Below are 25,218 nucleotides of genomic sequence, written 5' to 3'. Positions count from 1 at the left end.
CCTGCTTTTCAACGCTGCGGCGGCGCCGGGCCTGCCGCGGCATTGCCCTGCCGTGGTATCGTCGGGCGCGGTTGATTCGGGAAAGCTTGATGGCAGAGACGGCCGACGATCTGAGCACGCCGCTCGGACAGGAGACGGTGCGCGTCAAGCGCCGATATCGGCTGCCGTTTACCGGAACTCAGGCGCTTGCCGTGCTGCTGGGCCTGTTTCTGGTCGCCTTCGCAGGCTTTGCCATCTTCAATGACAATCCGCTGGGCGGCGAGCCGATCGCGCGCATCGCACTGCGTGAGGCGGCCCCAGAGAGCGAAAAATCCAGCCCGGCGTCCTCGAACCCATCCGCGCCGGCAGCGAAACCAGCGCCCAGACAAACCGCGCCCGACGATCGTAAGACCGTCACCATTATCGACGGCTCGAGCGGCGCGCACCATGACGTCGTGATATCCGGTGACGCCGCGGACAAGGGCGAAGCCGTCGCCGAACCCGCGATGATGGCCGGGATCGATCCGCGCCTGCTCGAAAAATCACGCTACGGCATGATCCCGGTGGTATCGGATGGACTGAAGCCGTTCACGGTTTACGCCGCCGAAGCCGACCGCGCCAAGGCGGCGAGGATGCCCACGGTCTCCATCGTGGTCGGAGGCCTCGGCGTCGGCGCCGCCAAAACCACCGACGCCATCATGAAACTGCCACCCGCGGTGACGCTGGCGTTTACGCCCTATGGTTCGGATCCCACCAGGCTGGCGGAGCGCGCGCGCGCGCAGCGCCACGAGATTCTGCTGCAGGTTCCGATGGAACCGTTCGATTATCCAGACAACGACCCGGGCCCGCAGACCTTGCTCACGACGTTGAGCACCGAACAGAATCTCGACCGGCTGTACTGGCATCTCAGCCGGTTCCAGGGCTTTGCCGGGATCGCCAACTTCATGGGCACACGCTTCGTCGTCACGGACGCAGTGATGCAGCCCATTATCCGCGAAGCTGCCAAACGCGGGCTCGGTTATCTCGACGACGGGTCGGCGCCGCGCAGTGTCGCTGCCTCATTGGCGGCTGGTCAGGCGATGCCGTTCGCCAGGGCCGATTTAAACATCGATGCGGTACCGACCGCGGCGGAAATCGACCGGGCGCTGGCCACGCTTGAAAATCTGGCGAAGGAACGCGGAACCGCGGTCGGCATCGCCTCGGCGTTGCCGATTTCGATCGAGCGGGTTGGCGTCTGGATCAAGACGCTTGAAAGCCGTGGCATCATGCTTGTGCCATTGACAACGGCGATGCTGAAATCAAAATCAGGCTGAAGATCGACCGGCTGGCGCGAATTCGGACCCGCCGGGTCTCGTCCGCCTGCGTGACGGCAAGAGGCTTTGACTGGATGGCGCGCTACGAAGACCTGCCCTATCGAACATGCGTCGGCATGATGCTGATCAACGCAACAGGGCTCGTCTTCATCGGCCGCCGCGCCGGCGGCATCGAGCACGTCGACGAGTCTCACGTCTGGCAGATGCCGCAAGGAGGCGTCGACCCCGGCGAGGACACATGGTCGGCCGCCAAGCGCGAACTCTATGAGGAAACCAGCGTCCGCTCGGTCGAGAAGCTCGGCGAGGTCGCGGACTGGCTGATCTATGACATTCCACGCATCGTCGCCGGCCGCACCTGGAAGGGCCGCTATCGGGGCCAGCGGCAGAAATGGTATGCGGTTCGCTTCACCGGCGAAGACGCCGAGATCAACGTCGCCAACCCCGGCGGAGGCCATAAGGCGGAGTTCGTCAGCTGGCGCTGGGAGCCGATGAAGAATCTTCCCACCCTGATCGTGCCGTTCAAGCGCCCGGTCTATGAGCGCGTGGTGAAGGAATTTTCCAGCCTCGCGGGCAGCTAGTGGCGACGGCACTCCAGGACGCGACTGAAATCAGCGAACCCGGAAATCTCGAGATTCCGGTCTGGTCCTTTCCGACCATCCCGGAACAGCGGCTATTGAATTGATGACAGACGGCAAACCCTATCGCCCCAATGTGGGGATCGCCTTGTTCAACGTCGCGGGGCAGGTCCTGATCGGACGACGCTTTCGGGATGACGGACCGGAAATCATTCTTCCCGGCCTGGAGTGGCAGATGCCGCAGGGCGGTGTCGACGCGAATGAAAACCTGCGTGACGCAGCAATGCGCGAATTGTGGGAAGAGACCGGCGTGGTGAACGCAAGCTATCTCGGCGAAACCGACTGGCTGGTTTACGAATTTCCGCCATTCGCCGGGCCATCGTCGCACCGGCTGGCGAAATTCCGCGGCCAGCGGCAGAAATGGTTCGCGCTGCGTTTCACCGGGCAGGATGCCGAAATCGATCCGCTGACGCCGCGCAACAACCAGCCCGCGGAATTCGACCAGTGGCGGTGGGAGCGGCTCGACCGTGTCGCCGATCTCGTGGTGCCGTTCAGGCGCGAGGTATATCGGTCGGTGGCGCAGCAATTTGCAGCATTCGCGCGACGAAGCTAATGCAACGCGGTCGAATTGAGCTCGTGCTGGATGCTCTTGAAATGATCGAGCCGCTCGACCGCGCGGTCAAGTTCGGAGCCCTCGTTCTCGGCGAGCTTGGCTTCCATGCTGGAAATCTGATCGGCGAACTGGGCCCGATCGAGATCCTGCAGCGAGGTGGCGACATCGGCGAGCACGGTGAGACCCTTGTCGGACACTTCGGCAAGACCGCCGAGCACGATGATCTTCTGCTGCGTTCCGCCTGACATCACGGTGAGGATGCCCGGCCGGATTGCGGCGACCACCGGCGCATGACCGGCGAGCACGCCGAAGTCGCCCTCGACGCCGGGGACGTCAACCTGGTCGACTTCGCCGGAGAAAGCGAGTTTTTCCGGCGAGACGAGATCGAAGTGGAAGGTGGCCATGGTCGTTCCGCTTTCCATTGTCACCCGCGGGCCTGACCCGCGGGTCCATCACTCAAGACAATTTTGTCGATGGATTGCCGGGTCATCTGGCGCGGAGATGCACTTCGCGCTTCTGCCCGGCAATAACGACAGTTTCTCAGGCGGCTTCCGCAGCCAGCTTCTTGCCCTTTTCGACCGCCTCTTCGATGGTGCCGACCATGTAGAAGGCCTGCTCGGGCAGATGATCGTACTTGCCTTCGCAAAGTCCGCGGAAACCCTTGATGGTGTCGGCGAGATCGACGAACTTGCCGGGCGAGCCGGTGAAGACTTCGGCGACGAAGAACGGCTGCGACAGGAAGCGTTCGATCTTGCGGGCGCGGGCGACCGTGATCTTGTCCTCTTCGTTCAGTTCGTCCATACCGAGAATCGCGATGATGTCCTGCAGCGACTTGTATTTCTGCAGAATCTGCTGGACCATGCGCGCGGTCTGGTAATGCTCCTCGCCAACGATCAGCGGCGACAGCATGCGCGACGTCGAATCCAGCGGGTTGACCGCCGGATAGATGCCTTTCTCCGAGATCGCGCGATCGAGGTTGGTGGTTGCGTCGAGATGGGCAAACGTGGTTGCCGGCGCCGGATCGGTGTAGTCGTCGGCGGGGACGTAAATCGCCTGGATCGAGGTGATCGAGCCCTTGGTGGTGGTGGTGATGCGCTCCTGCATCGCGCCCATGTCGGTAGCAAGCGTCGGCTGATAGCCAACCGCGGAAGGGATACGCCCGAGCAGCGCGGAGACTTCCGAGCCCGCCTGCGTGAAGCGGAAGATGTTGTCGACGAAGAACAACACGTCCTGGCCCTGATCGCGGAAATGCTCGGCGACCGTGAGGCCGGTGAGGCCAACGCGGGCACGGGCGCCCGGAGGTTCGTTCATCTGGCCGTAGACCAGCGCGCATTTAGAGCCTTCGCCGCCGCCCTTCTTGTTGACGCCGGATTCGATGAACTCGTGATAGAGGTCGTTGCCTTCGCGGGTACGCTCGCCGACCCCGGCGAACACCGAATAACCGCCATGCGCCTTGGCGACGTTGTTGATCAGTTCCTGAATCAACACGGTCTTGCCGACGCCGGCGCCGCCGAACAGGCCGATCTTGCCGCCCTTGGCGTAAGGCGCCAGCAGGTCGACGACCTTGATGCCGGTGACGAGAATTTCCGATTCGGTCGACTGCTCGGTATAGGCCGGCGCCGGCTGATGGATGGCGCGGTTACCTTCGGATTTGATAGGCCCGGCTTCATCGACCGGCTCGCCGATCACATTCATGATGCGGCCAAGCGTACCCGCGCCAACCGGCACCATGATCGGGTTGCCGGTGTCGCCGACTTCCTGACCGCGGACCAGGCCTTCCGCTGTATCCATCGCGATGGTGCGCACCGTGGATTCGCCAAGATGCTGCGCGACCTCGAGCACCAGGCGGTTGCCGCCGTTCTGCGTCTCGAGCGCGTTGAGAATGGCCGGCAGATGGCCTTCAAACTGGACGTCGACGACGGCGCCGATGACTTGGGTGATGCGTCCGGTCTGGTTGGCGGGTGTAGCCATGAAACTCTCTCCTTCGAATTCTATCTCAAACGACAGTCAGTTTGACGGGAATGTTGCCCCTGGTTGCCTTCGAGTACGGGCAAACCGTATGGGCTTCTTCAACCAATTGCTGGAGCTTGTCTTTGTCCGCGCCAGGTATCGCAACCTTGAGTTCGACGGCGAGCGCAAAGCCGCCGTCCTTCTGATCCAGCGTGACCTCGCAGGTCACCCGCGCCGCCTGACCGTCGAGACCGTATTTTTTCGCAATCAGCAGGATCGCCTGGCCGTAGCAGGATGAATAACCCAGCGCGAACAGCTGCTCGGGATTGTGTCCGTCGCCGGCGCCGCCGATTTCCTTTGGTGCGGCCATCGCCAGCGCCAGCGCGCCATTGTCGAGCATCGCGCGGCCATTACGGCCACCCTTAGTGGTCGCTGATGTCACATAAGCCATGAAGCGCCTCCTGTTGACATGTCGCTATCAGAGCGCCTCGGCGCCGGAGATGATTTCAATCAGCTCCTTGGTGATCATTGCCTGGCGGGTTCGATTGTAGATCTGGGTCTGCTTGCGGATCATGTCGCCGGCGTTGCGGGTGGCGTTGTCCATCGCGCTCATCTGCGCGCCGTAGAACGAGGCATTGTTTTCCAATAGCGCGCGGAAGACCTGCACCGCGAGATTGCGCGGCAACAGACCGGTCAGGATCTCGTCCTCTTCCGGTTCATATTCGTAAGAGGTCGCAGGGCCGGCATTGGCAGGCTGAGTTTCCACGACCAGCGGAATGATCTGTTGCGCGGTCGGAACCTGCGAAACCACCGATTTGAAGCGCGAATAAAACAGCGAGCAAACGTCGAACTCGCCGGCCTCGAAGCGGGCAATGACCTTTTTGGCAATGTCTTCGGCATTGACAAAACCGAGCTGCCGCACCGAGCGCAACTCGACATTTTCCACGATTTGCTTCTCGAAGGTGCGGCGCAGCAACTCGAACCCCTTGCGGCCAACACAGAAGAATTTGACCTCTTTGCCTTGACTCATCAGCGCCAGGGCGCGCTCGCGGGCCAGCCGTACGATCGACGAATTGAACGCGCCGCAGAGGCCGCGTTCGCCGGTGCAAACCAGCAGCAGATGGACCTGATCTTTGCCGGTACCGGCCATCAGCACCGGCGCGCCGGGTGAACTCGCGGCCGCGGTCGCAATATTCGAAATCACCACGTCCATTTTCTCCGCGTAGGGCCGCGCGGCTTCGGCGGCGTTTTGCGCGCGACGCAGCCTCGAGGCCGCGACCATCTGCATGGCCTTGGTGATCTTCTGCGTCGCCTTGGTCGAGGCGATGCGGACCCGCATGTCTTTAAGTGAAGCCATTCCAGTCTAACCCACAGCACCTCGGTTGCGTCCCCTTCTCCCGCTTGCGGAGGAGGGGCGGGGTGGGAGCCAGCGCGTCTGAGAGATCAGCATCAGCCCCCACCCGACCGGCTACGCCGGTCGACCTCCCCCACAAGCGGGAGAGGCGTAGAAATCAAGCAAACGTCTTGGCGTATTCCTCGACCGCCGCCTTCAGCTTGCCGGCGGTCTCGTCGCTGAGATCGCGGCTGTCGCGGATGGTATTGAGGATGTCGATGTACTTGCCGCGCATCAGGGACAACAGGCCATCTTCGAAGGCGCGAACCTTGCTGACCGGAATGGTGTCGAGATAGCCGTTGGTGCCGGCCCAGATCACGCAAACCTGCTCTTCCATCTTCAGCGGCGAGAACTGCGGCTGCTTGAGAAGTTCGGTCAGGCGCGAACCGCGCGCCAGCAGGCGCTGCGTCGAGGCGTCGAGATCGGAGCCGAACTGCGCGAACGCCGCCATTTCGCGGTACTGCGCCAACTCGCCCTTGATCTTGCCGGCAACCTTCTTCATCGCCTTGGTCTGCGCCGACGATCCGACGCGCGACACCGACAGGCCGACGTTCAGCGCCGGACGAATGCCCTGGAAGAACAGATCGCTCTCGAGATAGATCTGGCCGTCGGTAATCGAGATCACGTTGGTCGGGATGTAGGCCGAGACGTCATTGGCCTGGGTCTCGATCACCGGCAGTGCCGTCAGCGATCCGGAGCCCTGCTCGTCGTTCAGCTTGGCGGCGCGCTCGAGCAGGCGCGAATGCAGGTAGAACACGTCGCCGGGATAGGCCTCGCGGCCCGGCGGCCGGCGCAGCAGCAGCGACATCTGGCGGTAGGCCACCGCCTGTTTCGACAGATCGTCATAGATGATGACAGCATGCATGCCGTTGTCGCGGAAGTATTCGCCCATGGTGCAGCCGGTGAACGGCGCGATGTACTGCATCGGCGCCGGATCAGACGCGGTGGCGGCGACGATGATCGAATATTCCAGCGCGCCCTGCTCTTCCAGCACCTTGACGAACTGCGCCACGGTCGAGCGCTTCTGGCCGATCGCGACATAGATGCAATACAGCTTGATCTTCTCGTCGGTCTGGGCGTTGAGCGGCTTCTGGTTGAGAATGGTATCGAGCGCGATCGCGGTCTTGCCGGTCTGGCGATCGCCGATGATCAGTTCGCGCTGGCCGCGGCCGATCGGGATCAGCGCATCGATCGCCTTGAGGCCGGTCGCCATCGGTTCGTTGACCGATTTGCGCGGAATGATGCCGGGCGCCTTGACGTCGACGCGCATCCGCTTGTCGGACTGGATCGGACCCTTGCCGTCGATCGGATTGCCGAGCGCATCGACCACGCGGCCGAGCAGGCCCTTGCCGACCGGGGTATCGACGATCGCGCCGGTGCGCTTGACGGTCTGGCCTTCCTTGATCTCGCGGTCGGCGCCGAAGATCACGATGCCGACATTGTCGGTCTCGAGGTTCAGCGCCATGCCGCGGGTGCCGTTCTCGAACTCGACCATTTCGCCGGACTGGACGTTGTCGAGGCCGTAGACACGGGCGATGCCGTCGCCGACGGACAGCACCTGTCCGACTTCGGAAACCTCGGCCTCCTGGCCGAAATTCTTGATCTGGTCCTTGAGGATCGCGGAAATTTCCGCCGCGCGGATGTCCATCAGCCTGCCTCTTTCATCGCGTTCTTGATCGAATTGAGTTTGGTGCGAAGCGAACTATCCACCATCCGGCTGCCGAGCTTGACCACAAGGCCGCCGATGATCGAAGGATCGATTTTCACGTTTAGCGCGACGTCCTTGCCCGTCACCGATTTCAGCGCGGTCTTGAGGGCGTCGAGATTCCTGTCGTTAAGCGCTTCGGCAACGGTGACGTCGGCGGTCGCCTCGCCCTTGAACCTGGCGACCAGCGCCCGGAACGCGCGGATCACATCGCCCACCGCAAACAGCCGGCGATTGGCGGTAAGAACTTTCAGGAAATTCGCTGATATGCCCGAAATGCCGGCCTTGCCGAGGACCGCCGTCAGCGCTTTCGACTGCATATCGGCGCTGAAAACCGGGCTGCGCACCAGCCGGGTCAGATCGGCGCTGTCCGCCAGCATGGCATCGAATTTATCGAGATCGGCTTTGACCGCATCGATGGATTTTTCATCACGCGCCAGTTCGAACAAGGCCGTGGCATAACGACCGGACACCCCTGAAACGGACGGATCTTCAGCAGCCACAAGCACGCTCTTTTAGCTGTCAAATTCGCAAGGGGAAAAACCGTCGCCACAATGCGGCGCCTAGCGATTCAAGCCCTTGGAATTCAATGGAACTTCGATTTTTCGACCGGCACAAAGTGTACCGGCAGCGATAAAATCGCGGCTTTGCTAACATAGCGAGAGCGCAGGTGCAACATGACGGCGACAGTTGGCGATGCCTTGTCGCACATGGCTCGACAGCGACCCTCTGGAAGCGATTTTCCAACGAATCGACGCCGCGATTGGTGCGGCGTGCGTCGAGCGGCGCCTTGGGTTTTCGGTCACCGACCGGAGGCATCGTTCCGTGCGTCGATGCATGGGCCTCATGAGCTGTCCGCAGGAACGGCCTTATCCGCAAGCCATTCCGTTGTCCGCATTACTTGCGCAAATCTTGTTGCACCGCACAATGACTTATCTAGACAGTATTATTAAGTAATAAATGGTTAAAAAATATTACTTTTAACTATTACGGAATATCTAATGATTATATTCGATCAGTAACAAGATGTTTCAGTAACTCATAAAACAATTTACTGCCCAGTTTACGCCTCATTGGGTCACCAAACGGCAACCACTCAAAACGGGACGGGGGTTCCACTTGCCACATATGTGGCAATACTATCTCAAGGGACTACGAATATGATGCAATACCAAAAGTCGACACTGGGAACTGCAACCCAGTCGCGTACGGCGCTAACCGTCCTCGCCGCAACTCTCTTGTTCGGCGGAGGCATCACCGAAGCCTCGGCCAAATCCCACCGCCATCACCATCACGCCAGCAACGCTTCCGGCGGCTCTCAGGGCGGTTCCTGGCGCGATGCCAACGCCCTTGCTCCGGCCTCCGCCGGCACCGGAGGCAGTTTCTCCGGCATGGCCTCCTATTACGGTAACGAATCCGGCAGCGAGACCGCTTCCGGCCAGCGTTTTAACCAGAACGCGATGACGTGCGCCCACCGTTCGCTGCCGTTCGGCACCAAGCTGAAGGTGACCCATGGCGACCGCAGCGTGGTTGTCACCGTCAATGACCGCGGCCCGTTCGTCCACGGCCGGGTGCTCGATCTGTCGACCGCCGCCGCCCGCGCGATCGGCTTGACCGATGCCGGCGTCGGCCGCGTCGTCGCCGAGGTCATGTGACCTCCCTGGGCGTTTGAACTCTCTTCCTTTCCCCATTCGGCAAGCGTTGCGTCCAGCAGGGCCGCGGAAACGCTTGCGCGCCGAAAACAGGCCTGCCGTCACAAAAGACGGCAGGCCGCGTTGCCTCCACTACAAAAAACTCTGCGGATCGACATCGATCTCAAGCTTGAGATTGCCCCTGGTCTTCGGACCCGCCGCGAGCCATTCGCGCAGGTATTCCGACAGGTCGACACTGCGCAGCGATTTCACCAATAGCCGGAACCGATAGCGGCCCTTGATCACCGCGAGCGGCGCTTCGGCGGGCCCGAGCACTTGTATGCGCTCATCGATCGGCGCGACCGCGGCCAGCTTGCGCGCAAAACCCTCCGCGGTCGGGCGGTCGCCAGCCGAAATAATCAGGCTCGCCAGCCGGCCGAACGGCGGATAGCCGGCGCGCTCACGGGCCTCGATCTCGCTGGCATAAAACGCCTCGCGATCGCACGCCACTAGCGCCTTCATCACCGGATGCTCGGGCTGATGGGTCTGCAGATAGCCGACGCCGCGGCCCTGGTCGCGCCCGGCGCGACCGATCACCTGATTGAGCAGTTGAAAGGTCCGCTCGGCGGCGCGCGGATCGCCGTTGCCGAGCCCCAGATCGGCATCGACCACGCCGACCAGATTCAATCGAGGGAAATTATGCCCCTTCGCCACCAATTGGGTGCCGATGATGATATCGACGCGGCCTTCCGCGATCTCGTTCAATTCACTGCGCATGGTCTCGATCGAGGTGACGAGATCGCTCGACAGCACCATGGTGCGCGCTTGCGGAAACAGCGCCGCGGCTTCCTCCTGCAGGCGCTCGACGCCGGGACCGACGGCGACCAGCGATTCCTCCGCCGCGCAATGCGGGCAGACATGCGGACGCGGCACCGAGAAGCCGCAATGATGGCAGACCAGACGCTGGCGGAAACGGTGATCTACCAGCCAGGCGTCGCAGATGGTGCAGGCAAAGCGATGCCCGCAGGTCCGGCATAGCGTCAGCGGCGCATAGCCGCGGCGATTGAGAAACAACAGCGCCTGCTCGCGCCGCTCGATTGCGACCCGGATATGCTCGGCCAAAGGCGGCGAGATGAAACGGCCCCGCACCGGGCCTTCGCGCCGCAGATCGATCGCCTCGATATGCGGCATATGCTGGCCGCCGAACCGCGACGGCAACACCACGCGCTGATAGCGCCCCTTGCGGGCATTAACCTCCGTCTCGACCGATGGCGTCGCCGAGGCCAGTACGATCGGAATCTTGGCGATATGCGCCCGCACCACCGCCATGTCGCGGGCGTGGTAGTGGACGCCCTCGTCCTGCTTGTAGGCCTGGTCGTGCTCTTCATCGACCACGATCAGCCCGAGATCGGCATAGGGCAGAAACAGCGCCGAGCGCGCACCGACCACGACGGGGGCCTCACCGGCGGCGATCGCGGCCCAGTTACGCGCCCGCGTGCGCGGGGTCAGTTCGGAATGCCATTCCAGCGGACGCACGCCGAAACGCTGCGCGAAGCGGTCGAGGAATTGCCCGGTCAGCGCGATCTCCGGCATCAGGATCAGCGATTGCCTGCCGTGGTGGATGATTTCGGCGATCGCCTCGAAATAAACTTCGGTCTTGCCCGAACCCGTCACGCCGTCGAGAAGGGCCACGTGAAAACTGCCGTTGGCCGCAAGGGCGCGCATCGCATCCACCGCGGTGCGCTGCTGACGGGAAAAATCAGGTGCGGCGAATGCCGGATCGGGCGCCGGCGGCGCCGGCGCGCGCGGCATCGGTTCGATCGTCAGCGTGCCTTCATCGACGAGGCCATCGATCGCGCCGGCACTGACGCCGGCTTCCCTGGCGGTTTCGGATTTGCCATGCAGCAGGCCATCCGACAGGATGCCGATCAGCCGCCGCCGCGCCGGCGTCATGCGTTGTGGCGGCTGGCCGATCAGACGCACGCCCATCCGTTGCCGCTCCGGCCCGAGATGCTCGCCCATCCGCAATGTCATCCGCAGCACCATGCCGCGCGCCGACAGCGTGTAGTTGGCGACCCAGTCGACGAGCGCGCGCAATTCCTTCTTCAGCGGCGGCACGTCGAGCTTTTCGCCGACATCCTTGAGACGATTGTGCAGGCGCGGATCGGGATCGGGATTTTCCGCCCACACCACCGCGATCGCCTCGCGCGGCCCCAGCGGCACGCACACCACGTCGCCCGGCTTCAACTCCATGCCGCGCGGCACCCGGTAGGAATAGGTCTGGTTGAGCGCGACCGGCACCAGCACATCGACGACACGCGCCGACGACGCGGATGAGGTGCTGGCGCGCGCGGAATGGTCCATCGGAGAATCAGTCTCAAGGGCTGGAAAGTTAGCGAACAGTAAACGAAAGAGGTGCGATATAATCCACCGGAATCATCGCAACGACAGCTATAGACTGTTCCATGGCCAGGCCGATTCCCGCCATTCAACCGATCGAACTCGCTTGCGCCGATGCCGGCATCGCGCAGGAGATGACGCGCTGGCTGTCGCACCTGCGCGCCGAGCGCAGGCTGTCGCCGAAGACGCTGGAAGCCTATGCCCGCGACCTCCGCCAGTGCCTGGCCTTTCTCGCCGAACACTGGGGCGCGCAGGTGACGCTGCCGCGATTCGCAACCCTCGAGGCCAGCGATGTCAGGGCCTTCATGGCGATGCGGCGCGCCGGCGATATCGGCAGCCGATCGCTGATGCGGACGCTGGCAGGATTGCGCTCGTTCGGACGCTTCCTCGAACAGGAAGGCGAAGGCAAGGTCGGCGCTCTTTCTGCAATACGTGCACCCAAGGTCGGCAAGAGCTTGCCAAAACCGCTGCCGATGGCGGCCGCCAAACGTTTGGCCGACGCGGACGAGCGCGCCGGCGAGACCCGCGATCCCTGGATCTGGGCGCGCGACGCCGCCGTCATGGCGCTGTTGTATGGATCGGGCCTGCGCATTTCCGAAGCGCTGGGGCTCAAGCGCCGCGACGTTCCCGCGCCGGGCGTCGGGGACGTTTTGATCGTCACCGGCAAGGGCAACAAAACCCGGATGGTACCGGTGCTGCAAAACGTGCTGACGCTGATCCAGGATTATGCGGCGATGTGCCCGCATCCGCTGCCGTCGGAGGGACCGATGTTCGTCGGCGCCCGCGGCGGGCCACTCAAGGCCCGAATTATTCAGCTCACCATGGAGCGGCTGCGCGGCGCACTGGGCCTGCCCGACAGCGCGACGCCACATGCGTTGCGGCATTCCTTCGCCACCCACCTTCTCACGCGCGGGGGCGATCTGCGCGCAATCCAAGAACTGCTAGGGCACGCCTCGCTCTCCACCACCCAGATCTATACCGGCATCGACAGCGAGCGGCTGTTCGAGGTCTACCGTTCCGCCCACCCCCGCAGTTAAGATCGCCTGCGTTCAATCTTGATAACTCTCCGCGCGTCCGCTTGCCTCTTGCGCGGACGGCGCGGTTCGGTCAATCGTGGACGCAATTTTACCGGGAGGGAATCATGAGCGAAGCTATGGAGCAGGCTGATAAGGCCAAGGAAGCTGCCGGCGAGAACCGGAAGATCGCGCTGTTGATCGCCGTGATCGCGTTGTTTCTCGCGCTGTCGGAGACGCTGGGCAAGGGCGCCCAGACCGAATCCATCAGCAAGAACGTCGAAAGCTCGAACCTGTGGGCGTTCTTCCAGGCCAAGAGCATTCGCCGCACGGTGGTGCAGACCGCGGCGGATCAGGCCAAGTCAAACCTCGGCACTGCGACCGACGATGCCACCAAGGCCGCGCTGCAGAAGCAGATCGACGAATGGCAGAAGACCGCGGCGCGCTACCGCTCGGAGCCTGAAACCGGCGAAGGCCAGGAGCAACTGTCCGAGCGCGCCAAGCACGCCGAGGAAGAGCGCGACCTGGCGCAGGCGAAATATCATCACTTCGAACTGGCTTCGGCGGCATTCCAGATCGGCATCGTGCTGGCGTCGGCAACCATCATCACCGGCATGGTCGCGCTGGCCTGGATCGCAGGCCTGCTGGCGCTGACCGGCATCGCCTTTACCGCGATCGGCCTGTTCGCGCCGCATCTGGTGCACCTGGCGCTGTAGAAACTAGGCCGGCGCGGCCTGGCAAAGCTGCAGGATCGCCTCGGCAAAGGCCTGCGGCGCTTCCTGCGGCGGATTGTGGCCGACATTTTCCAGCACGCGGCGCTGATACGACGCGGTGAAACGTTTGGCATCGCTTTCGGACGCGCGAACCGGCGCTATGCCATTCACCGTGCCATGCAGATTGATCGTGGGGACATTGATTTTGGGCTGCGCGGCCAGCCGCGCCTCGACCGGTGCGTAGCGGGGATCGCCGGCGGCGTTGCCGTATCTGTGCCGGTATGAATGAATGGCGACATCGACAAAATCCTCGTTGTCGAACGAGCTGGCGGTGCGATCGAACGTCGCGTCGTCGAAAGCCCAGGTCGGCGACCACATTTTCCACAGCAGGCGCGCTATCTCGCGACGCTTTTCGGTGAGGCCGTTGCGACCGCGTTCGGTGTTGAAATAATATTGATACCAGAACCGCGCCTCCTGTTCGGGGTCGGCCGGCTTGCGCGAATTGGGGATGTCCTGGATCGTATAACCGGCGCAGCTCACAAGGCCGGCCACCCGTTCCGGCCACAGCGCCGAAACCACGCAGGCCGCGCGGCCGCCCCAGTCATAACCGCCAAGCACGGCTTTCTGGATGCCAAGCGCATCCAGCAATTCCTTCAGGTCCTGCCCGAGGGCTGCCTGCTCGCCGGACCGCGGTGTACCCGCGGAGAGGAACCGGGTGCCACCATACCCGCGCAGCCAGGGAACGATGGTGCGAAAGCCTGCCGCGTTGACGATTCTTGCGGCTGCGTCGAACGCTCTCACGTCATAGGGAAAACCGTGCAGCAGCAGAACCGGAAGCCCCTCGGCAGGACCGCTCGCCTCATAGGCGATATCCAGCACCGGGGTTTGAATACGGGCCAACGCCACCAGCTACCGCGCTTCGTGCACGCTCTTGCGGAAGCGCTGGATCAGCCGCAGCATCCGCGACGACCAGCCGGCGCCATCGCCGCGCACCGCGTCCTTGATTCGCAACTTGACGGGATCGACCAGCGCGCTCGCCTTTGCCCGCAGTCCCATGACAAACTCGTAGAGCGTTTCGAACCAATCCATCTCAAGCAATTTATCCCGCGTCACGTCGAAGATGAAGGCCGCGACGCCAACGCCAAGGAATTTTGCGAAGATGATGGTGAGGATGGCGCTGAGCCAATATTCATGGGCCAACAGCCAGAAGCCGACCAGCTTTAGCGGAAACAGCGGAATCACCGGCACGATGAAAACGATCAGCGTCATCGCCGGCGACAGCGCGTCGACGCGTTCCGCGAGCCATTGCTTGAACGCCTGCAGCGGAATCAGCGCCACCACCCAAGCCACGATCGGCTCGAGGTGATCCCACAGCCAAGCCTCGATCAGGAAGATGACCGCGAGCAGGACCCAGAACGGTTGGAGGAGGCGGCGCATGAATCAAATATGGATTGCGCGCTTGCCGACTGCAAGCGCGGCTTCCTTGATGGCCTCCGAGCGGGTCGGATGGGCGTGGCAGGTGCGCGCCAGATCCTCGGCGGAGCCGCCAAACTCCATCAAAACCGCCGCTTCGTGGATCATTTCACCGGCTTCGCGGCCGACGATGTGCACACCAAGCACCCGATCCGTCTTCGCATCTGCGAGAATCTTCACGAATCCGTCCGTGGTCTGGTTGACTTTGGAGCGGCCATTGGCGGTGAACGGAAATTTGCCGACGGTATAGGCCACACCGGCTTGTTTCAGCTCTTCCTCGGTCTTGCCGACCGACGACACCTCGGGCGTGGTATACACGACTCCTGGGATAACGTCGTAATTCACATGCCCGGCCTGGCCTGCAAGGATTTCGGCGCAGGCGACACCTTCGTCCTCGGCCTTGTGAGCCAGCATCGGCCCCGCGATCACATCGCCGATGGCATAGACGCCCTTTACGCTGGTGGCGAAATGCGCATCGATCTGTACCCGGCCGCGATTGTCGAGCGCGACGCCGGCCTCTTTCAGTCCCAGCCCTTCGGTGTAGGGCACGCGACCGATGCACACCAGCACCACGTCAGCCTCCAGCGTCTCGGCCTTGCCGCCTGCCGCAGGTTCGATCTTTGCCGACAATATCTTGCCCGAGGTGTCGATGCCGGTGACCTTGGCGCCGAGCCGGAACGTAAAACCCTGTTTTTCCAGAATGCGCTGGAATTGCCTTGCGACCTCGCCGTCCATGCCCGGCAGGATGCGGTCGAGGAATTCCACCACGGTCACATCGGCGCCGAGCCGGTGCCACACCGAGCCGAGCTCAAGCCCGATCACGCCGGCGCCGACGATCAACAACTTCCCCGGCACCTTGTCGAGCGACAGCGCGCCGGTCGACGACACGATGCGCTTCTCGTCGATCTCGATGCCCTTCAATTTCGCAATGTCGGAGCCGGTGGCGATGACGATGTTTTTGGTCTCGACGATCTGCGTCTTGCCGTCACCGGTCACCTCGACCTTGCCGGTGCCGAGCACCTTGCCTTTGCCCCTGATGACGTCGATCTTGTTCTTCTTCATCAGGAACTCGACGCCCTTGACGTTGCCGTCGATGCCCTGCTGCTTGAAATTCATCATCGAGGGAAGATCGAGCTTCGGCGCGGAGACGCTGACGCCCATTTTGGCAAACGAATGTCCGGCTTCCTCGAACATCTCGGAGGCGTACAACAGCGCTTTCGACGGCATGCATCCGACGTTGAGGCAAGTGCCGCCGAGCGTTGCGTTCTTCTCGACCACCGCGACCTTCATGCCGAGCTGCGCCGCGCGTATCGCGCAGACATAACCGCCCGGGCCGGTGCCGATGACGACGAGATCGTAAGTGGCCATGATTGAAGTCCTGTAGCTAGGATGCGACTGGTATTACCGACCGCCCGATACATCAAGGATGGCGCTGGTCACATAGGAGGCATCATCCGATATCAGCCAGACGATGGCGTTGGCGATTTCGTCGGCGGTGCCGACGCGCTTCATCGGCACCAAGTGGCTGAGCCGGTGGGCGCGGTCGGGCTCGCCGCCGCTGGCGTGAATTTCGGTATCGATCAGCCCGGGGCGGATCGCGGCGACGCGAATGCCCTCGCCGGCAACTTCGTAGCCGAGCCCGATCGTGAAGGAATCGATCGCGCCCTTGGAGGCGGCGTAGTCGACATAGGTATTGGGCGCGCCGAGCTTGGCCGCCACCGACGACAGATTGACGATGACGCCGCCCTTGCCGCCATGGCGCGTCGACATCCGCTTTATCGCCTCGCGGGCGCACAGAATGCTGCCGGTAATGTTGACGGCCATCATGCGCTGGATGCGCTCGGCGGACATATCGTCGACCCGCGACGTGGTCCCGACGATGCCGGCATTGTTGACCAGCGCGCCGAGCGTCCCGAATGCGTCGGCCGCCTTGAACAGCGCCAGGATATCGGATTCGCTTCCGACATCGCATTTCACCGCGATGGCCTTGCCGTTTTTGGCCTCGATAACGGAGACCACGTCGTGCGCGGCGGCTTGATTGGCCACGTAGCCGACGCAGACCCGAAATCCGCGCGCCGCAGCCGCAATCGCGGTGGCGCGGCCGATGCCGCGGCTTCCGCCGGTGATGATGACAACTTTATCGGTCAAGATGTTAGCCCCCACAATCGCAACGCTCTACCGGAAACGCCGCGGCTCTGTCGCGGCGAGCGAAAAAAGCGCGTTCTCATCCGACGCGTCAGAGATCGAGCACCAGCCGTGCCGGGTCTTCGAGGCTCTCCTTGACGCGCACCAGGAACGTCACCGCTTCCTTGCCGTCGATGACGCGGTGATCATAGGACAGCGCCAGATACATCATCGGCCGTATTTCGACCTTGCCGGCGATCGCGACCGGGCGATCCTGAATCTTGTGCATGCCGAGAATCGCGGACTGCGGCGCGTTCAGGATCGGTGTCGACATCAGCGAACCATAGATGCCGCCATTGGTGATGGTGAAGGTGCCGCCCTGCATCTCGTCGATCTTGAGCTGGCCTTCACGCGCGCGGCGTCCGAAATCGGCGATGCTTTTTTCGATCTCGGCGATCGACTTGCGGTCGCTGTCGCGCACCACCGGAACCACCAGGCCCTTGTCGGTGCCGACGGCGACGCCGATGTGATAATAATTCTTGTAGATCAGGTCGGTGCCGTCGATCTCGGCATTGGCCGCAGGGATGTCCTTTAGCGCCTGCACGCAGGCCTTGGTGAAGAAGCCCATAAAGCCCAGTTTGCTGCCGTGCTTCTTCTCGAACACGTCCTTGTACTGGGCCCGCATCGCCATGATGTGGCTCATGTCGACCTCGTTGAAGGTCGTCAGCATCGCGGCGGTGTTCTGCACATCCTTGAGCCGGCGCGCGATGGTCTGGCGCAGCCGCGTCATCTTCACGCGTTCTTCCCGCGCGGCATCGTCGGCCGGCGATGGGGCGCGAACCTGTACCGCGGCGGCAGGCTGATTGACCGGCGTCGGCGCCGAAGCTGCCTTTTCGATGGCCGCAAGCATATCGCCCTTGGTGACGCGGCCATCCTTGCCGGAGCCGGCGACCGTTGAGGCATCGATTCCGCTTTCAGCGGATATCTTGCGCACCGACGGCGCCAGCGGCGCATCCGCCGGCGGCGCTTTCGGAGCGGGAGCGGGTGCTGCGGCAGCAGGAGACGACGGCGCCGGAGCAGCAGGGGCCGCAGCCTTGGCCGGCGCAGCGGGCTTGGCAGCGGCCGCACCGTCGTTGATCTGGCCAAGCAGCGCGCCGACCGCAACGGTCTCGCCATCCTTGGCCGAGATCTCGCCGAGCGTACCGGCCGAAGGCGCAGGCACCTCGATCGTCACCTTGTCGGTTTCGAGTTCCACCAACGGCTCGTCCACCGCGACGGCATCGCCGGCCTTTTTGAACCAGCGGCCGATGGTGGCCTCGGTCACGGATTCGCCGAGCGTCGGAACGCGAATTTCAGTCATTGTTTGTTTCCTCAAGAACCCTTGCGATCATAAATCTCTGTTGTCATCGCCCGCCAATGCAGGCGATCCAGTACTCCGAGACGGTCGCGGTCAAGGACAGGCGGCGCGGCGTACTGGATACCCCGCCTTCGCGGGGTATGACGAATTGTTTCTCAGTTCAGCGCCTCGTCCAGCAGCGCCTTGAGCTGGGCCAGATGCTTCGACATCAAACCGGTGGCTGTTGCAGCCGCCGCCGCGCGTCCGGCGTAACGCGGACGCTTGTTCGGTGCGTTGATCTGATTCAGCACCCATTCGAGATAGGGTTCGATGAAATGCCACGCACCCATGTTGCGCGGCTCTTCCTGGCACCAGACCAGTTCGGCATGCTTGAAGCGTCCGAGCTCCTGCACCAGCGCCTTCAGCGGCACCGGGTAAAGCTGCTCGACGCGCATGATGTAGACGTCGTCGATGCCGCGTTTTTCGCGCTCGTCGTAGATATCGTAATAGACCTTGCCCGAGCACAATACGACGCGGCGGATCTTGTCGTCCGGCACCAGCTTGATCTTTTCATCGGGCAGCATCACCGCGTCATCGTACAGCAGGCGATGGAAGGTGGTGTCGGCGCCCATTTCGTCGAGCCTTGAGACCGCGCGCTTGTGGCGCAGCAGCGACTTCGGCGTCATCAGGATCAGGGGCTTGCGGATCTCGCGATGCAATTGACGCCGCAGCACATGGAAGAAATTGGCCGGCGTGGTGGGATAGACCACCTGCATGTTGTCTTCGGCGCACATCTGCAGGAACCGCTCGAGCCGCGCCGAAGAATGTTCCGGCCCCTGCCCCTCATAGCCATGCGGCAGCATGCAGACGAGGCCGGACATGCGCAGCCATTTGCGTTCGCCCGACGAGATGAACTGGTCGAACAGCACCTGCGCGCCATTGGCGAAATCGCCGAACTGCGCTTCCCAGCAGGTCAGCGCATTCGGCTCCGCCAGCGAATAGCCGTACTCGAAGCCGAGCACGGCTTCTTCCGACAGCAGCGAGTTGATGACTTCGTAATGTCCCTGATCGCCGCCGAGATGATTAAACGGCGTGTAGCGGCTTTCGTCTTCCTGGTCGATCAGCACCGAATGGCGTTGCGAGAAGGTGCCGCGCTCAGAGTCCTGTCCGGACAGCCGGACGTGGTGGCCTTCGTGCAATAGCGTGCAGAACGCCAGCGCCTCGCCGGTCGCCCAGTCGATACCGACACCGGTCTCGATCGCCTTGGCGCGATTTTCCACGAACCGCTGCACGGTGCGGTGGACCCGAAAACCATCTGGCACCTTCGTCATCTTGCGGCCAAGATCTTTCAACTCGGCAACATCGACGCCGGTGACGCCGCGGCGCGGATCTTCTTCCTGATCGGCGGATTTGAAACCGGCCCATTTGCCGTCGAGCCAGTCGGCCTTGTTGGGTTTGTAGCCGGCGCCGGCCTCGAGTTCGGCATCGAGTCGCGCGCGCCAGTCGGCCTTGGCCTTCTCGACTTCGCCATCGGTTATCACTCCTTCGGCGATCAGCCGCCTGGAATAAATCTCGACGGTGCCGGGATGCGAAGCGATCTTCTTGTACATCACCGGCTGGGTGAACATCGGCTCGTCGCCCTCGTTGTGACCGTGGCGGCGGTAGCAGAACATATCGATCACGACCGGCTTGTGGAATTTCTGCCGGAACTCGATCGCCACCTTGGCCGCGAACACCACGGCCTCCGGATCGTCGCCATTCACATGGAAGATCGGCGCGTCGATCATCTTGGCGACGTCGGAAGGATAGGGCGAAGAGCGCGAATAGCGCGGATAGGTGGTGAACCCGATCTGGTTGTTGACGATGAAATGCAGCGAACCGCCGGTGCGGTAGCCCTTCAGGTCCGACAGGCCGAAGCATTCGGCAACCACGCCCTGACCGGCAAAGGCCGCGTCGCCATGCATCAACAGCGGCAGCACCGAGATACGCTGGTCCGGCGGATCGCCATGCTGGTCCTGCTTGGCGCGCACCTTGCCGAGCACCACCGGGTCGACGATCTCCAGATGTGACGGATTCGCGGTCAGCGACAGATGGATCTTGTTGTTGTCGAATTCCCGGTCCGACGATGCGCCCAGATGGTATTTGACGTCGCCGGAGCCCTCGACCGCGTCGGGATTGGCCGAGCCGCCCTTGAATTCGTGGAACAGCGCGCGATGCGGCTTGCCCATCACCTGCGTCAGCACGTTGAGGCGGCCGCGATGCGGCATGCCGACCACGATTTCCTTCACGCCGAGATTGCCGCCCCGCTTGATGATCTGCTCGAGCGCCGGAATCAGCGATTCGCCGCCATCGAGACCAAATCTCTTGGTACCCGTGAATTTGAGATCGCAGAATTTCTCGAAGCCTTCAGCCTCGATCAGCTTCATCAGGATCGCGCGGCGACCCTCACGGGTAAAACTGATTTCCTTGTCGGGACCCTCGATGCGCTCCTGGATCCAGCCCTTTTGCGCAGCGTTGGTGATGTGCATGAATTCGACGCCGAGCGTCTGGCAATAGGTGCGTTCGCAGATCGCGACGATTTCCCGCAAGGTCGCGTATTCCATGCCGAGCACATGATCGAGGAAAATCTTGCGGTCGAGATCGGCTTCGACGAAGCCGTAGGAACGCGGATCGAGTTCCTCGCGATCGCGCGGCGGCTCGATCCCGAGCGGATCGAGCTTGGCGTGGAAATGACCGCGCATGCGGTAGGCGCGAATCAGCATCAAGGCCCGCACCGAATCGCGTGTCGCCTGGTGGACGTCGGCCGCCGAAATCTCGGCGCCCCTGGCCTGCGCCTTGGCCGCCAGTTTGGTGCCGACGGCCTTTTCGATTTGCACCCAGTTGCCGTCGAGCGCGGAGGTCAGATCGTCGCGCGGCGTCAGCGGCCAGTTGTTCCGTCCCCAGGACGCGCCGTCGGCGTTCTTTTGAACGTCGGCCGGCGTGTCTTTCAGGCTTTTAAAAAACTCCTGCCATTCGGTGTCGACCGAGGCGGGGTCCTGCTCGTAGCGGGCATAGAGATCGTCGATGTAGGCGGCGTTTGTGCCCTGCAAAAACGAGGAGAGTGCAAATGCGGCATTCGCGTCCTGGCGAGACATGATGGCGTCCTGGTGATTTCGATCTAGCGCATGGAAGACGGCGCTGGCAGCCGATCCGGTTCCGGATCAGCGTGATAACGGGCCTTTTACCCTAAATAAGGCGAATGTTCGCGGCGAAAAGAGCCAAAGAATGAATCAATGCTTCAATTTTTCTACGAGCGTCTTTCCGAGCCTTGCCGGCGACGGCGAAACCGTAATTCCCGCCGCTTCCATTGCCGCGGCCTTGGAACCGGCATCGCCCTTGCCACCCGAGATGATCGCACCGGCATGGCCCATACGGCGGCCGGGAGGTGCCGTGACGCCGGCGATAAAGCCTACCATCGGTTTCTTGCGGCCTCGCTTGGCCTCGTCGATCAGGAACTGGGCTGCGTCTTCCTCGGCCGAACCGCCGATTTCGCCGATCATCACGATCGAAGTGGTCTTGGGATCGGCGAGAAACATCTCCAGCACGTCGATGAATTCGGTGCCCTTGACCGGATCGCCGCCGATGCCGACCGCGGTGGTCTGCCCGAGGCCTTCCCGCGTGGTCTGGAACACGGCTTCGTAAGTCAGCGTGCCCGAACGCGAGACAATGCCGACATTGCCGGGCTTGAAAATGTTCGCCGGCATGATGCCGATCTTGCATTCGCCCGCGGTCATCACCCCCGGACAGTTCGGCCCGATCAGCCGCGACTTCGATCCCGACAACGATCTTTTGACGCGCACCATGTCGAGCACCGGGATGCCTTCGGTGATGCAAACGATCAGCGGAATTTCGGCATCGATGGCTTCGCAGATCGCGTCCGCCGCGCCCGGCGGCGGCACATAGATCACGCTGGCGTCGCAGCCTGTACTGTCGCGCGCCTCAGCCACGGTGTCGAACACCGGCAGATTGAGATGGTTCGAACCGCCCTTGCCCGGCGAGGTGCCGCCGACCATTTTGGTGCCGTAGGCGATCGCGGCTTCGGAATGAAACGTGCCGTTCTTGCCGGTAAAGCCTTGGCAGATGACTTTGGTGTTTTTGTCGATCAGAACGGACATGGTTGGGTTTGCTTTCGTGGAGAAGCGGTAATGGTCAGTTGCTCCGCCGATAAACGCCGGTGAGCACGTCGGCCCACCCTTCCGCGTCGGGCGAAAACTGGATTTTCATGGTGTAGGTATTGTCGTCGACGATTTCATAGACATGGCGCGCATTGCCGCGCAGCGAGCCTCGCACCAGGATCAGCGTCTTGCCGCCGGTCCAGCCGCCGGAGGCCGGCGACGGCGGGTAATAGCCGAGCGAGTCGTGCCAGAATAATTTGTAAAGCCGGTCTTCGCGATCGTACGTGAAGACGCCATGGGTGGCGAAGCTTTCCTTGCCCTCGCGCGTCTGGCGGGTGTCCTGGATCAGATAGAAGCCGTTGAGATCGACCCGGGCGACGACATGCGAGGTGGCCGGTCCGCCTGCGGTCCAGCGCGACGGATGCACCACCTCTTCGCCGGTCCACTCGCCCGCGAACGCTGCGAGCTTGCGGTGCTCCTCAAGCGGCTTCGGCGCGGCGAGATGATCTTCGGCCATGGGCCTATCCCCCCTTCACGGCCTTGACGATCTTCTGTGCGGCATCGTCGAGATCGTCGGCGGGCAGCACGTTGAGGCCGGATTCCCGGATGATCTTCTTGCCGGCATCGACGTTGGTGCCTTCCAGCCGCACCACCAGCGGCACGGTGAGGCCGACTTCCTTCACCGCGGCGACCACGCCTTCGGCGATGATGTCGCATTTCATGATGCCGCCGAAAATGTTGATCAGGATGCCCTTCACGTTGGGATCGGCGGTGATGATCTTGAACGCCGCGGTGACCTTGGCCTTGTCGGCGCCGCCGCCGACGTCGAGGAAGTTCGCCGGCGCCATGCCATAAAGCTTGATGATATCCATGGTCGCCATGGCGAGGCCGGCGCCGTTGACCATGCAGCCGATGGTGCCATCGAGCGTGATGTAATTGAGGTCGTGTTTCGACGCCTCGATTTCCTTGGCGTCTTCCTCGGTTTCGTCGCGAAGAGCTGCGACATCCGGATGGCGGTAGATGGCGTTGTCGTCGAACGATACCTTGGCATCGAGCACGCGCAGGTCGCCCTGCCTGGTGACCACCAGCGGATTGATTTCCAGCATCGCCATGTCCTTGGCGACGAAGGCGGTATAGAGCTGCGTCACCAGCCTTTCCGCCTGCTTGGCGAGATCGCCGGAAAGTCCCAGCGCTTTCGCAACCGTGCGGCCGTGATGGCTCATGATGCCGGTGGCGGGGTCGACCGAAAAGCTCACGATCTTTTCCGGGGTTTTATGCGCGACGTCCTCGATATTGACGCCGCCTTCGGTGGAGACCACGAACGACACTTCGGAGGTTTCGCGGTTGACCAGAATCGACAGGTAGAATTCCTTGTCGATGTCGGAGCCGTCTTCGACATAGAGCCGGTTGACCTGCTTGCCGTGCGGGCCGGTCTGCACCGTCACCAATGTCGCGCCCAGCATCTGCTTGGCGAATTCATTGACCTCGGCAACCGATTTGGCGATCCGCACCCCGCCCTTGTCGCCGGCCGAAGCCTCCTTGAACTTGCCCTTGCCGCGGCCGCCCGCGTGAATCTGGCTTTTCACCACCCAGATCGGGCCACCCAGCGTTTTCGCGGCGACATCCGAATCGGAGGCGCGCAGCACCGGCACGCCCCTGGAGATCGGCACCCCGAATTCGTGCAACAGCGCCTTGGCCTGGTATTCGTGGATATTCATGTGACGGCCCCCGAAGCCCTGAACGATCGATCGACTCGACTTGGCTCACCCTTAAGCGCGATCAGCGGCCGAGCAGATCCGGCGCGATCCTCTTGCAGGCATCGACCAGACCCTGCACCGCGCCGACCGACTTGTCGAATGCCTCGCGGTCCTTGCCGGCCAGTTCGATTTCGACAATGCGCTCGACACCTTTCGATCCGATGACAACGGGCACGCCGACATACATGTCCTTCACGCCGTATTCGCCGTTGAGATAGGCCGCGCAAGGCAGCACGCGCTTCTTGTCGCGCAGATAGCTCTCGGCCATTGCGACCGCCGACGCCGCCGGCGCGTAGAATGCCGAACCGGTCTTCAGGAGATTGACGATCTCGGCGCCGCCGTTGCGGGTGCGATCGACGATTTCGTCGATCCGCCCTTGCGAGGTCCAGCCCATCTTGACCAGATCGGGCAGCGGGATGCCGGCCACCGTGGAATACCGGGTCAACGGCACCATGGTGTCGCCATGGCCGCCGAGCACGAAGGCGGTGACGTCCTCGACCGAGACGTTGAATTCGTCGGCCAGGAAATAACGGAAACGCGAGGAATCCAGCACGCCCGCCATGCCCACCACTTTCTTGTGCGGCATGCCCGAGGCCTTCTGCAGCGCCCACACCATGGCATCGAGCGGATTGGTGATGCAGATGACGAAGGCGTCGGGGGCATATTTCTTGATCCCGGCGCCGACCTGCTCCATCACCTTGAGATTGATGCTGAGGAGATCGTCGCGGCTCATGCCGGGCTTGCGCGGCACGCCGGCGGTGACGATGCAGACCTTGGCGCCGTCGAGCGCCTCATAGGAATTGGCGCCGGTAAAATTCGCGTCGAACCCGTCCACTGGGGAAGACTGCGCGATATCGAGCGATTTACCCTGCGGCACGCCCTCGGCGATGTCGAACATCACGACGTCGCCCAGTTCCTTCAGGCCGATCAGATGAGCCAGCGTTCCACCGATCTGACCGGAGCCAATCAAAGCAATTTTGTCACGCGCCATGGGAAATCTGTCCTTTGAACCCGAAGAGGAAATGGAGGATCTGCTGACTGGGTGGTTATCCCTTTCGAAGCAGCCGTTCAAGTCGCGGCGTGCTCAAT

General features: G+C 62.5%; 23 protein-coding genes. 6 read left to right on the top strand and 17 right to left on the bottom strand.

Annotated features, from left to right (window positions below; genetic code table 11):
* The first annotated feature begins 89 nt into the window (after positions 1-89).
* From E7813_RS18400 to E7813_RS18390, 3 genes are all read left to right on the top strand, one after another.
* Entirely contained in the window at positions 90-1,292 is a 1,203-nt protein-coding gene (locus E7813_RS18400) for a divergent polysaccharide deacetylase family protein (RefSeq protein WP_291576257.1), read from the top strand.
* Positions 1,293-1,366: 74 nt separating this feature from the next.
* On the top strand, positions 1,367-1,870 hold the full coding sequence (locus E7813_RS18395; RefSeq protein WP_291576255.1) for an RNA pyrophosphohydrolase: 504 nt from the start codon (positions 1,367-1,369) through the stop codon (positions 1,868-1,870).
* 103 nt (positions 1,871-1,973) lie between these two features.
* Entirely contained in the window at positions 1,974-2,480 is a 507-nt protein-coding gene (locus tag E7813_RS18390; RefSeq protein ID WP_291576254.1) for an RNA pyrophosphohydrolase, read from the top strand.
* On the opposite strand, the gene E7813_RS18385 is transcribed toward E7813_RS18390, so the two are convergent.
* The 6 genes from E7813_RS18385 to E7813_RS18360 all read right to left on the bottom strand — a co-directional run bounded on the left by E7813_RS18385 (position 2,477) and on the right by E7813_RS18360 (position 8,031).
* Entirely contained in the window at positions 2,477-2,884 is a 408-nt protein-coding gene (locus tag E7813_RS18385) for a F0F1 ATP synthase subunit epsilon (protein ID WP_291576252.1), read from the bottom strand. The genes E7813_RS18390 and E7813_RS18385 overlap by 4 nt on opposite strands.
* 136 nt (positions 2,885-3,020) lie before the next feature.
* Positions 3,021-4,451, bottom strand: coding sequence for a F0F1 ATP synthase subunit beta (gene atpD / locus E7813_RS18380; protein WP_291576250.1), 1,431 nt, complete (start codon positions 4,449-4,451; stop codon positions 3,021-3,023).
* A 25-nt stretch (positions 4,452-4,476) separates the two neighbouring features.
* The gene (locus E7813_RS18375) at positions 4,477-4,881 is read right to left on the bottom strand and encodes an organic hydroperoxide resistance protein (protein ID WP_291576248.1); all 405 of its coding nucleotides are present in this window, start codon (positions 4,879-4,881) and stop codon (positions 4,477-4,479) included.
* 27 nt (positions 4,882-4,908) lie between these two features.
* On the bottom strand, positions 4,909-5,787 hold the full coding sequence (locus E7813_RS18370; RefSeq protein ID WP_291576246.1) for a F0F1 ATP synthase subunit gamma: 879 nt from the start codon (positions 5,785-5,787) through the stop codon (positions 4,909-4,911).
* A 154-nt stretch (positions 5,788-5,941) separates the two neighbouring features.
* Complete coding sequence (gene atpA, locus E7813_RS18365) at positions 5,942-7,471, bottom strand: F0F1 ATP synthase subunit alpha (protein ID WP_291576245.1); 1,530 nt, start codon at positions 7,469-7,471, stop codon at positions 5,942-5,944.
* Positions 7,471-8,031, bottom strand: a complete 561-nt coding sequence (locus E7813_RS18360; RefSeq protein ID WP_291576243.1) for a F0F1 ATP synthase subunit delta — start codon at positions 8,029-8,031, stop codon at positions 7,471-7,473. Before E7813_RS18360 ends, atpA begins: the two co-directional genes overlap by 1 nt.
* A 657-nt stretch (positions 8,032-8,688) precedes the next feature.
* Between E7813_RS18360 and E7813_RS18355 the strand changes: the two genes are divergently transcribed.
* Entirely contained in the window at positions 8,689-9,183 is a 495-nt protein-coding gene (locus tag E7813_RS18355) for a septal ring lytic transglycosylase RlpA family protein (protein WP_291576241.1), read from the top strand.
* A gap of 129 nt (positions 9,184-9,312) precedes the next feature.
* Here the strand turns inward: E7813_RS18355 and E7813_RS18350 are convergent, their stop codons facing one another.
* Positions 9,313-11,523 (bottom strand): primosomal protein N', encoded by a 2,211-nt coding sequence (locus E7813_RS18350; RefSeq protein WP_291576238.1) that lies wholly within the window; start codon positions 11,521-11,523, stop codon positions 9,313-9,315.
* Positions 11,524-11,624: 101 nt separating this feature from the next.
* Between E7813_RS18350 and E7813_RS18345 the strand changes: the two genes are divergently transcribed.
* On the top strand, positions 11,625-12,596 hold the full coding sequence (locus tag E7813_RS18345; RefSeq protein ID WP_291576236.1) for a tyrosine recombinase XerC: 972 nt from the start codon (positions 11,625-11,627) through the stop codon (positions 12,594-12,596).
* Between the two features lie 104 nt (positions 12,597-12,700).
* Positions 12,701-13,288, top strand: a complete 588-nt coding sequence (locus E7813_RS18340) for a DUF4337 domain-containing protein (protein WP_291576234.1) — start codon at positions 12,701-12,703, stop codon at positions 13,286-13,288.
* A gap of 3 nt (positions 13,289-13,291) precedes the next feature.
* Here E7813_RS18340 and E7813_RS18335 read toward each other — a convergent pair whose 3' ends face one another.
* The 10 genes from E7813_RS18335 to mdh form a co-directional block, all read right to left on the bottom strand.
* A complete protein-coding gene (locus tag E7813_RS18335) occupies positions 13,292-14,185 on the bottom strand; it encodes an alpha/beta hydrolase (protein WP_291576232.1) in 894 nt (297 codons plus the stop codon).
* Between the two features lie 9 nt (positions 14,186-14,194).
* Positions 14,195-14,722, bottom strand: coding sequence for a hypothetical protein (locus E7813_RS18330; protein ID WP_291576230.1), 528 nt, complete (start codon positions 14,720-14,722; stop codon positions 14,195-14,197).
* A 3-nt stretch (positions 14,723-14,725) separates the two neighbouring features.
* Entirely contained in the window at positions 14,726-16,126 is a 1,401-nt protein-coding gene (gene lpdA / locus E7813_RS18325) for a dihydrolipoyl dehydrogenase (protein WP_291576228.1), read from the bottom strand.
* 33 nt (positions 16,127-16,159) lie between these two features.
* Positions 16,160-16,906, bottom strand: a complete 747-nt coding sequence (locus E7813_RS18320) for an SDR family oxidoreductase (protein WP_291576226.1) — start codon at positions 16,904-16,906, stop codon at positions 16,160-16,162.
* 88 nt (positions 16,907-16,994) lie between these two features.
* Positions 16,995-18,242, bottom strand: coding sequence for a 2-oxoglutarate dehydrogenase complex dihydrolipoyllysine-residue succinyltransferase (gene odhB / locus E7813_RS18315; RefSeq protein WP_291576224.1), 1,248 nt, complete (start codon positions 18,240-18,242; stop codon positions 16,995-16,997).
* A 152-nt stretch (positions 18,243-18,394) separates the two neighbouring features.
* Positions 18,395-21,352, bottom strand: coding sequence for a 2-oxoglutarate dehydrogenase E1 component (locus E7813_RS18310; RefSeq protein ID WP_291576222.1), 2,958 nt, complete (start codon positions 21,350-21,352; stop codon positions 18,395-18,397).
* 135 nt (positions 21,353-21,487) lie between these two features.
* Positions 21,488-22,372: a succinate--CoA ligase subunit alpha gene (gene sucD, locus E7813_RS18305; protein WP_291576220.1), complete on the bottom strand. Its 885-nt coding sequence runs from the start codon at positions 22,370-22,372 to the stop codon at positions 21,488-21,490.
* A 34-nt stretch (positions 22,373-22,406) separates the two neighbouring features.
* Positions 22,407-22,889, bottom strand: coding sequence for a DUF1579 family protein (locus tag E7813_RS18300; RefSeq protein WP_291576218.1), 483 nt, complete (start codon positions 22,887-22,889; stop codon positions 22,407-22,409).
* 4 nt (positions 22,890-22,893) lie between these two features.
* Complete coding sequence (sucC, locus tag E7813_RS18295; RefSeq protein ID WP_291576216.1) at positions 22,894-24,090, bottom strand: ADP-forming succinate--CoA ligase subunit beta; 1,197 nt, start codon at positions 24,088-24,090, stop codon at positions 22,894-22,896.
* A gap of 61 nt (positions 24,091-24,151) precedes the next feature.
* Positions 24,152-25,120: a malate dehydrogenase gene (gene mdh / locus E7813_RS18290; RefSeq protein WP_291576214.1), complete on the bottom strand. Its 969-nt coding sequence runs from the start codon at positions 25,118-25,120 to the stop codon at positions 24,152-24,154.
* Positions 25,121-25,218: the final 98 nt, after the last annotated feature.

The sequence above is a fragment of the Bradyrhizobium sp. genome (genome assembly GCF_004799405.1).
Classification (GTDB): Bacteria; Pseudomonadota; Alphaproteobacteria; order Rhizobiales; family Xanthobacteraceae; genus Bradyrhizobium.
The sequence above is the reverse complement of the archived record's forward strand: the minus strand, read 5'-3'. Positions and strand labels throughout refer to the sequence as shown.

Bases quoted from the DNA above. Each gene is read 5' to 3' on its own strand.
- E7813_RS18400 (WP_291576257.1), top strand. From the start codon at position 90: ATGGCAGAGACGGCCGACGATCTGAGCACGCCGCTCGGACAGGAGACG.
- E7813_RS18395 (WP_291576255.1), top strand. From the start codon at position 1,367: ATGGCGCGCTACGAAGACCTGCCCTATCGAACATGCGTCGGCATGATG.
- E7813_RS18390 (WP_291576254.1), top strand. From the start codon at position 1,974: ATGACAGACGGCAAACCCTATCGCCCCAATGTGGGGATCGCCTTGTTC.
- E7813_RS18385 (WP_291576252.1), bottom strand. From the start codon at position 2,884: ATGGCCACCTTCCACTTCGATCTCGTCTCGCCGGAAAAACTCGCTTTC.
- atpD (WP_291576250.1), bottom strand. From the start codon at position 4,451: ATGGCTACACCCGCCAACCAGACCGGACGCATCACCCAAGTCATCGGC.
- E7813_RS18375 (WP_291576248.1), bottom strand. From the start codon at position 4,881: ATGGCTTATGTGACATCAGCGACCACTAAGGGTGGCCGTAATGGCCGC.
- E7813_RS18370 (WP_291576246.1), bottom strand. From the start codon at position 5,787: ATGGCTTCACTTAAAGACATGCGGGTCCGCATCGCCTCGACCAAGGCG.
- atpA (WP_291576245.1), bottom strand. From the start codon at position 7,471: ATGGACATCCGCGCGGCGGAAATTTCCGCGATCCTCAAGGACCAGATC.
- E7813_RS18355 (WP_291576241.1), top strand. From the start codon at position 8,689: ATGATGCAATACCAAAAGTCGACACTGGGAACTGCAACCCAGTCGCGT.
- E7813_RS18350 (WP_291576238.1), bottom strand. From the start codon at position 11,523: ATGGACCATTCCGCGCGCGCCAGCACCTCATCCGCGTCGTCGGCGCGT.
- E7813_RS18345 (WP_291576236.1), top strand. From the start codon at position 11,625: ATGGCCAGGCCGATTCCCGCCATTCAACCGATCGAACTCGCTTGCGCC.
- E7813_RS18340 (WP_291576234.1), top strand. From the start codon at position 12,701: ATGAGCGAAGCTATGGAGCAGGCTGATAAGGCCAAGGAAGCTGCCGGC.
- E7813_RS18330 (WP_291576230.1), bottom strand. From the start codon at position 14,722: ATGCGCCGCCTCCTCCAACCGTTCTGGGTCCTGCTCGCGGTCATCTTC.
- lpdA (WP_291576228.1), bottom strand. From the start codon at position 16,126: ATGGCCACTTACGATCTCGTCGTCATCGGCACCGGCCCGGGCGGTTAT.
- odhB (WP_291576224.1), bottom strand. From the start codon at position 18,242: ATGACTGAAATTCGCGTTCCGACGCTCGGCGAATCCGTGACCGAGGCC.
- E7813_RS18310 (WP_291576222.1), bottom strand. From the start codon at position 21,352: ATGTCTCGCCAGGACGCGAATGCCGCATTTGCACTCTCCTCGTTTTTG.
- sucD (WP_291576220.1), bottom strand. From the start codon at position 22,372: ATGTCCGTTCTGATCGACAAAAACACCAAAGTCATCTGCCAAGGCTTT.
- E7813_RS18300 (WP_291576218.1), bottom strand. From the start codon at position 22,889: ATGGCCGAAGATCATCTCGCCGCGCCGAAGCCGCTTGAGGAGCACCGC.
- sucC (WP_291576216.1), bottom strand. From the start codon at position 24,090: ATGAATATCCACGAATACCAGGCCAAGGCGCTGTTGCACGAATTCGGG.
- mdh (WP_291576214.1), bottom strand. From the start codon at position 25,120: ATGGCGCGTGACAAAATTGCTTTGATTGGCTCCGGTCAGATCGGTGGA.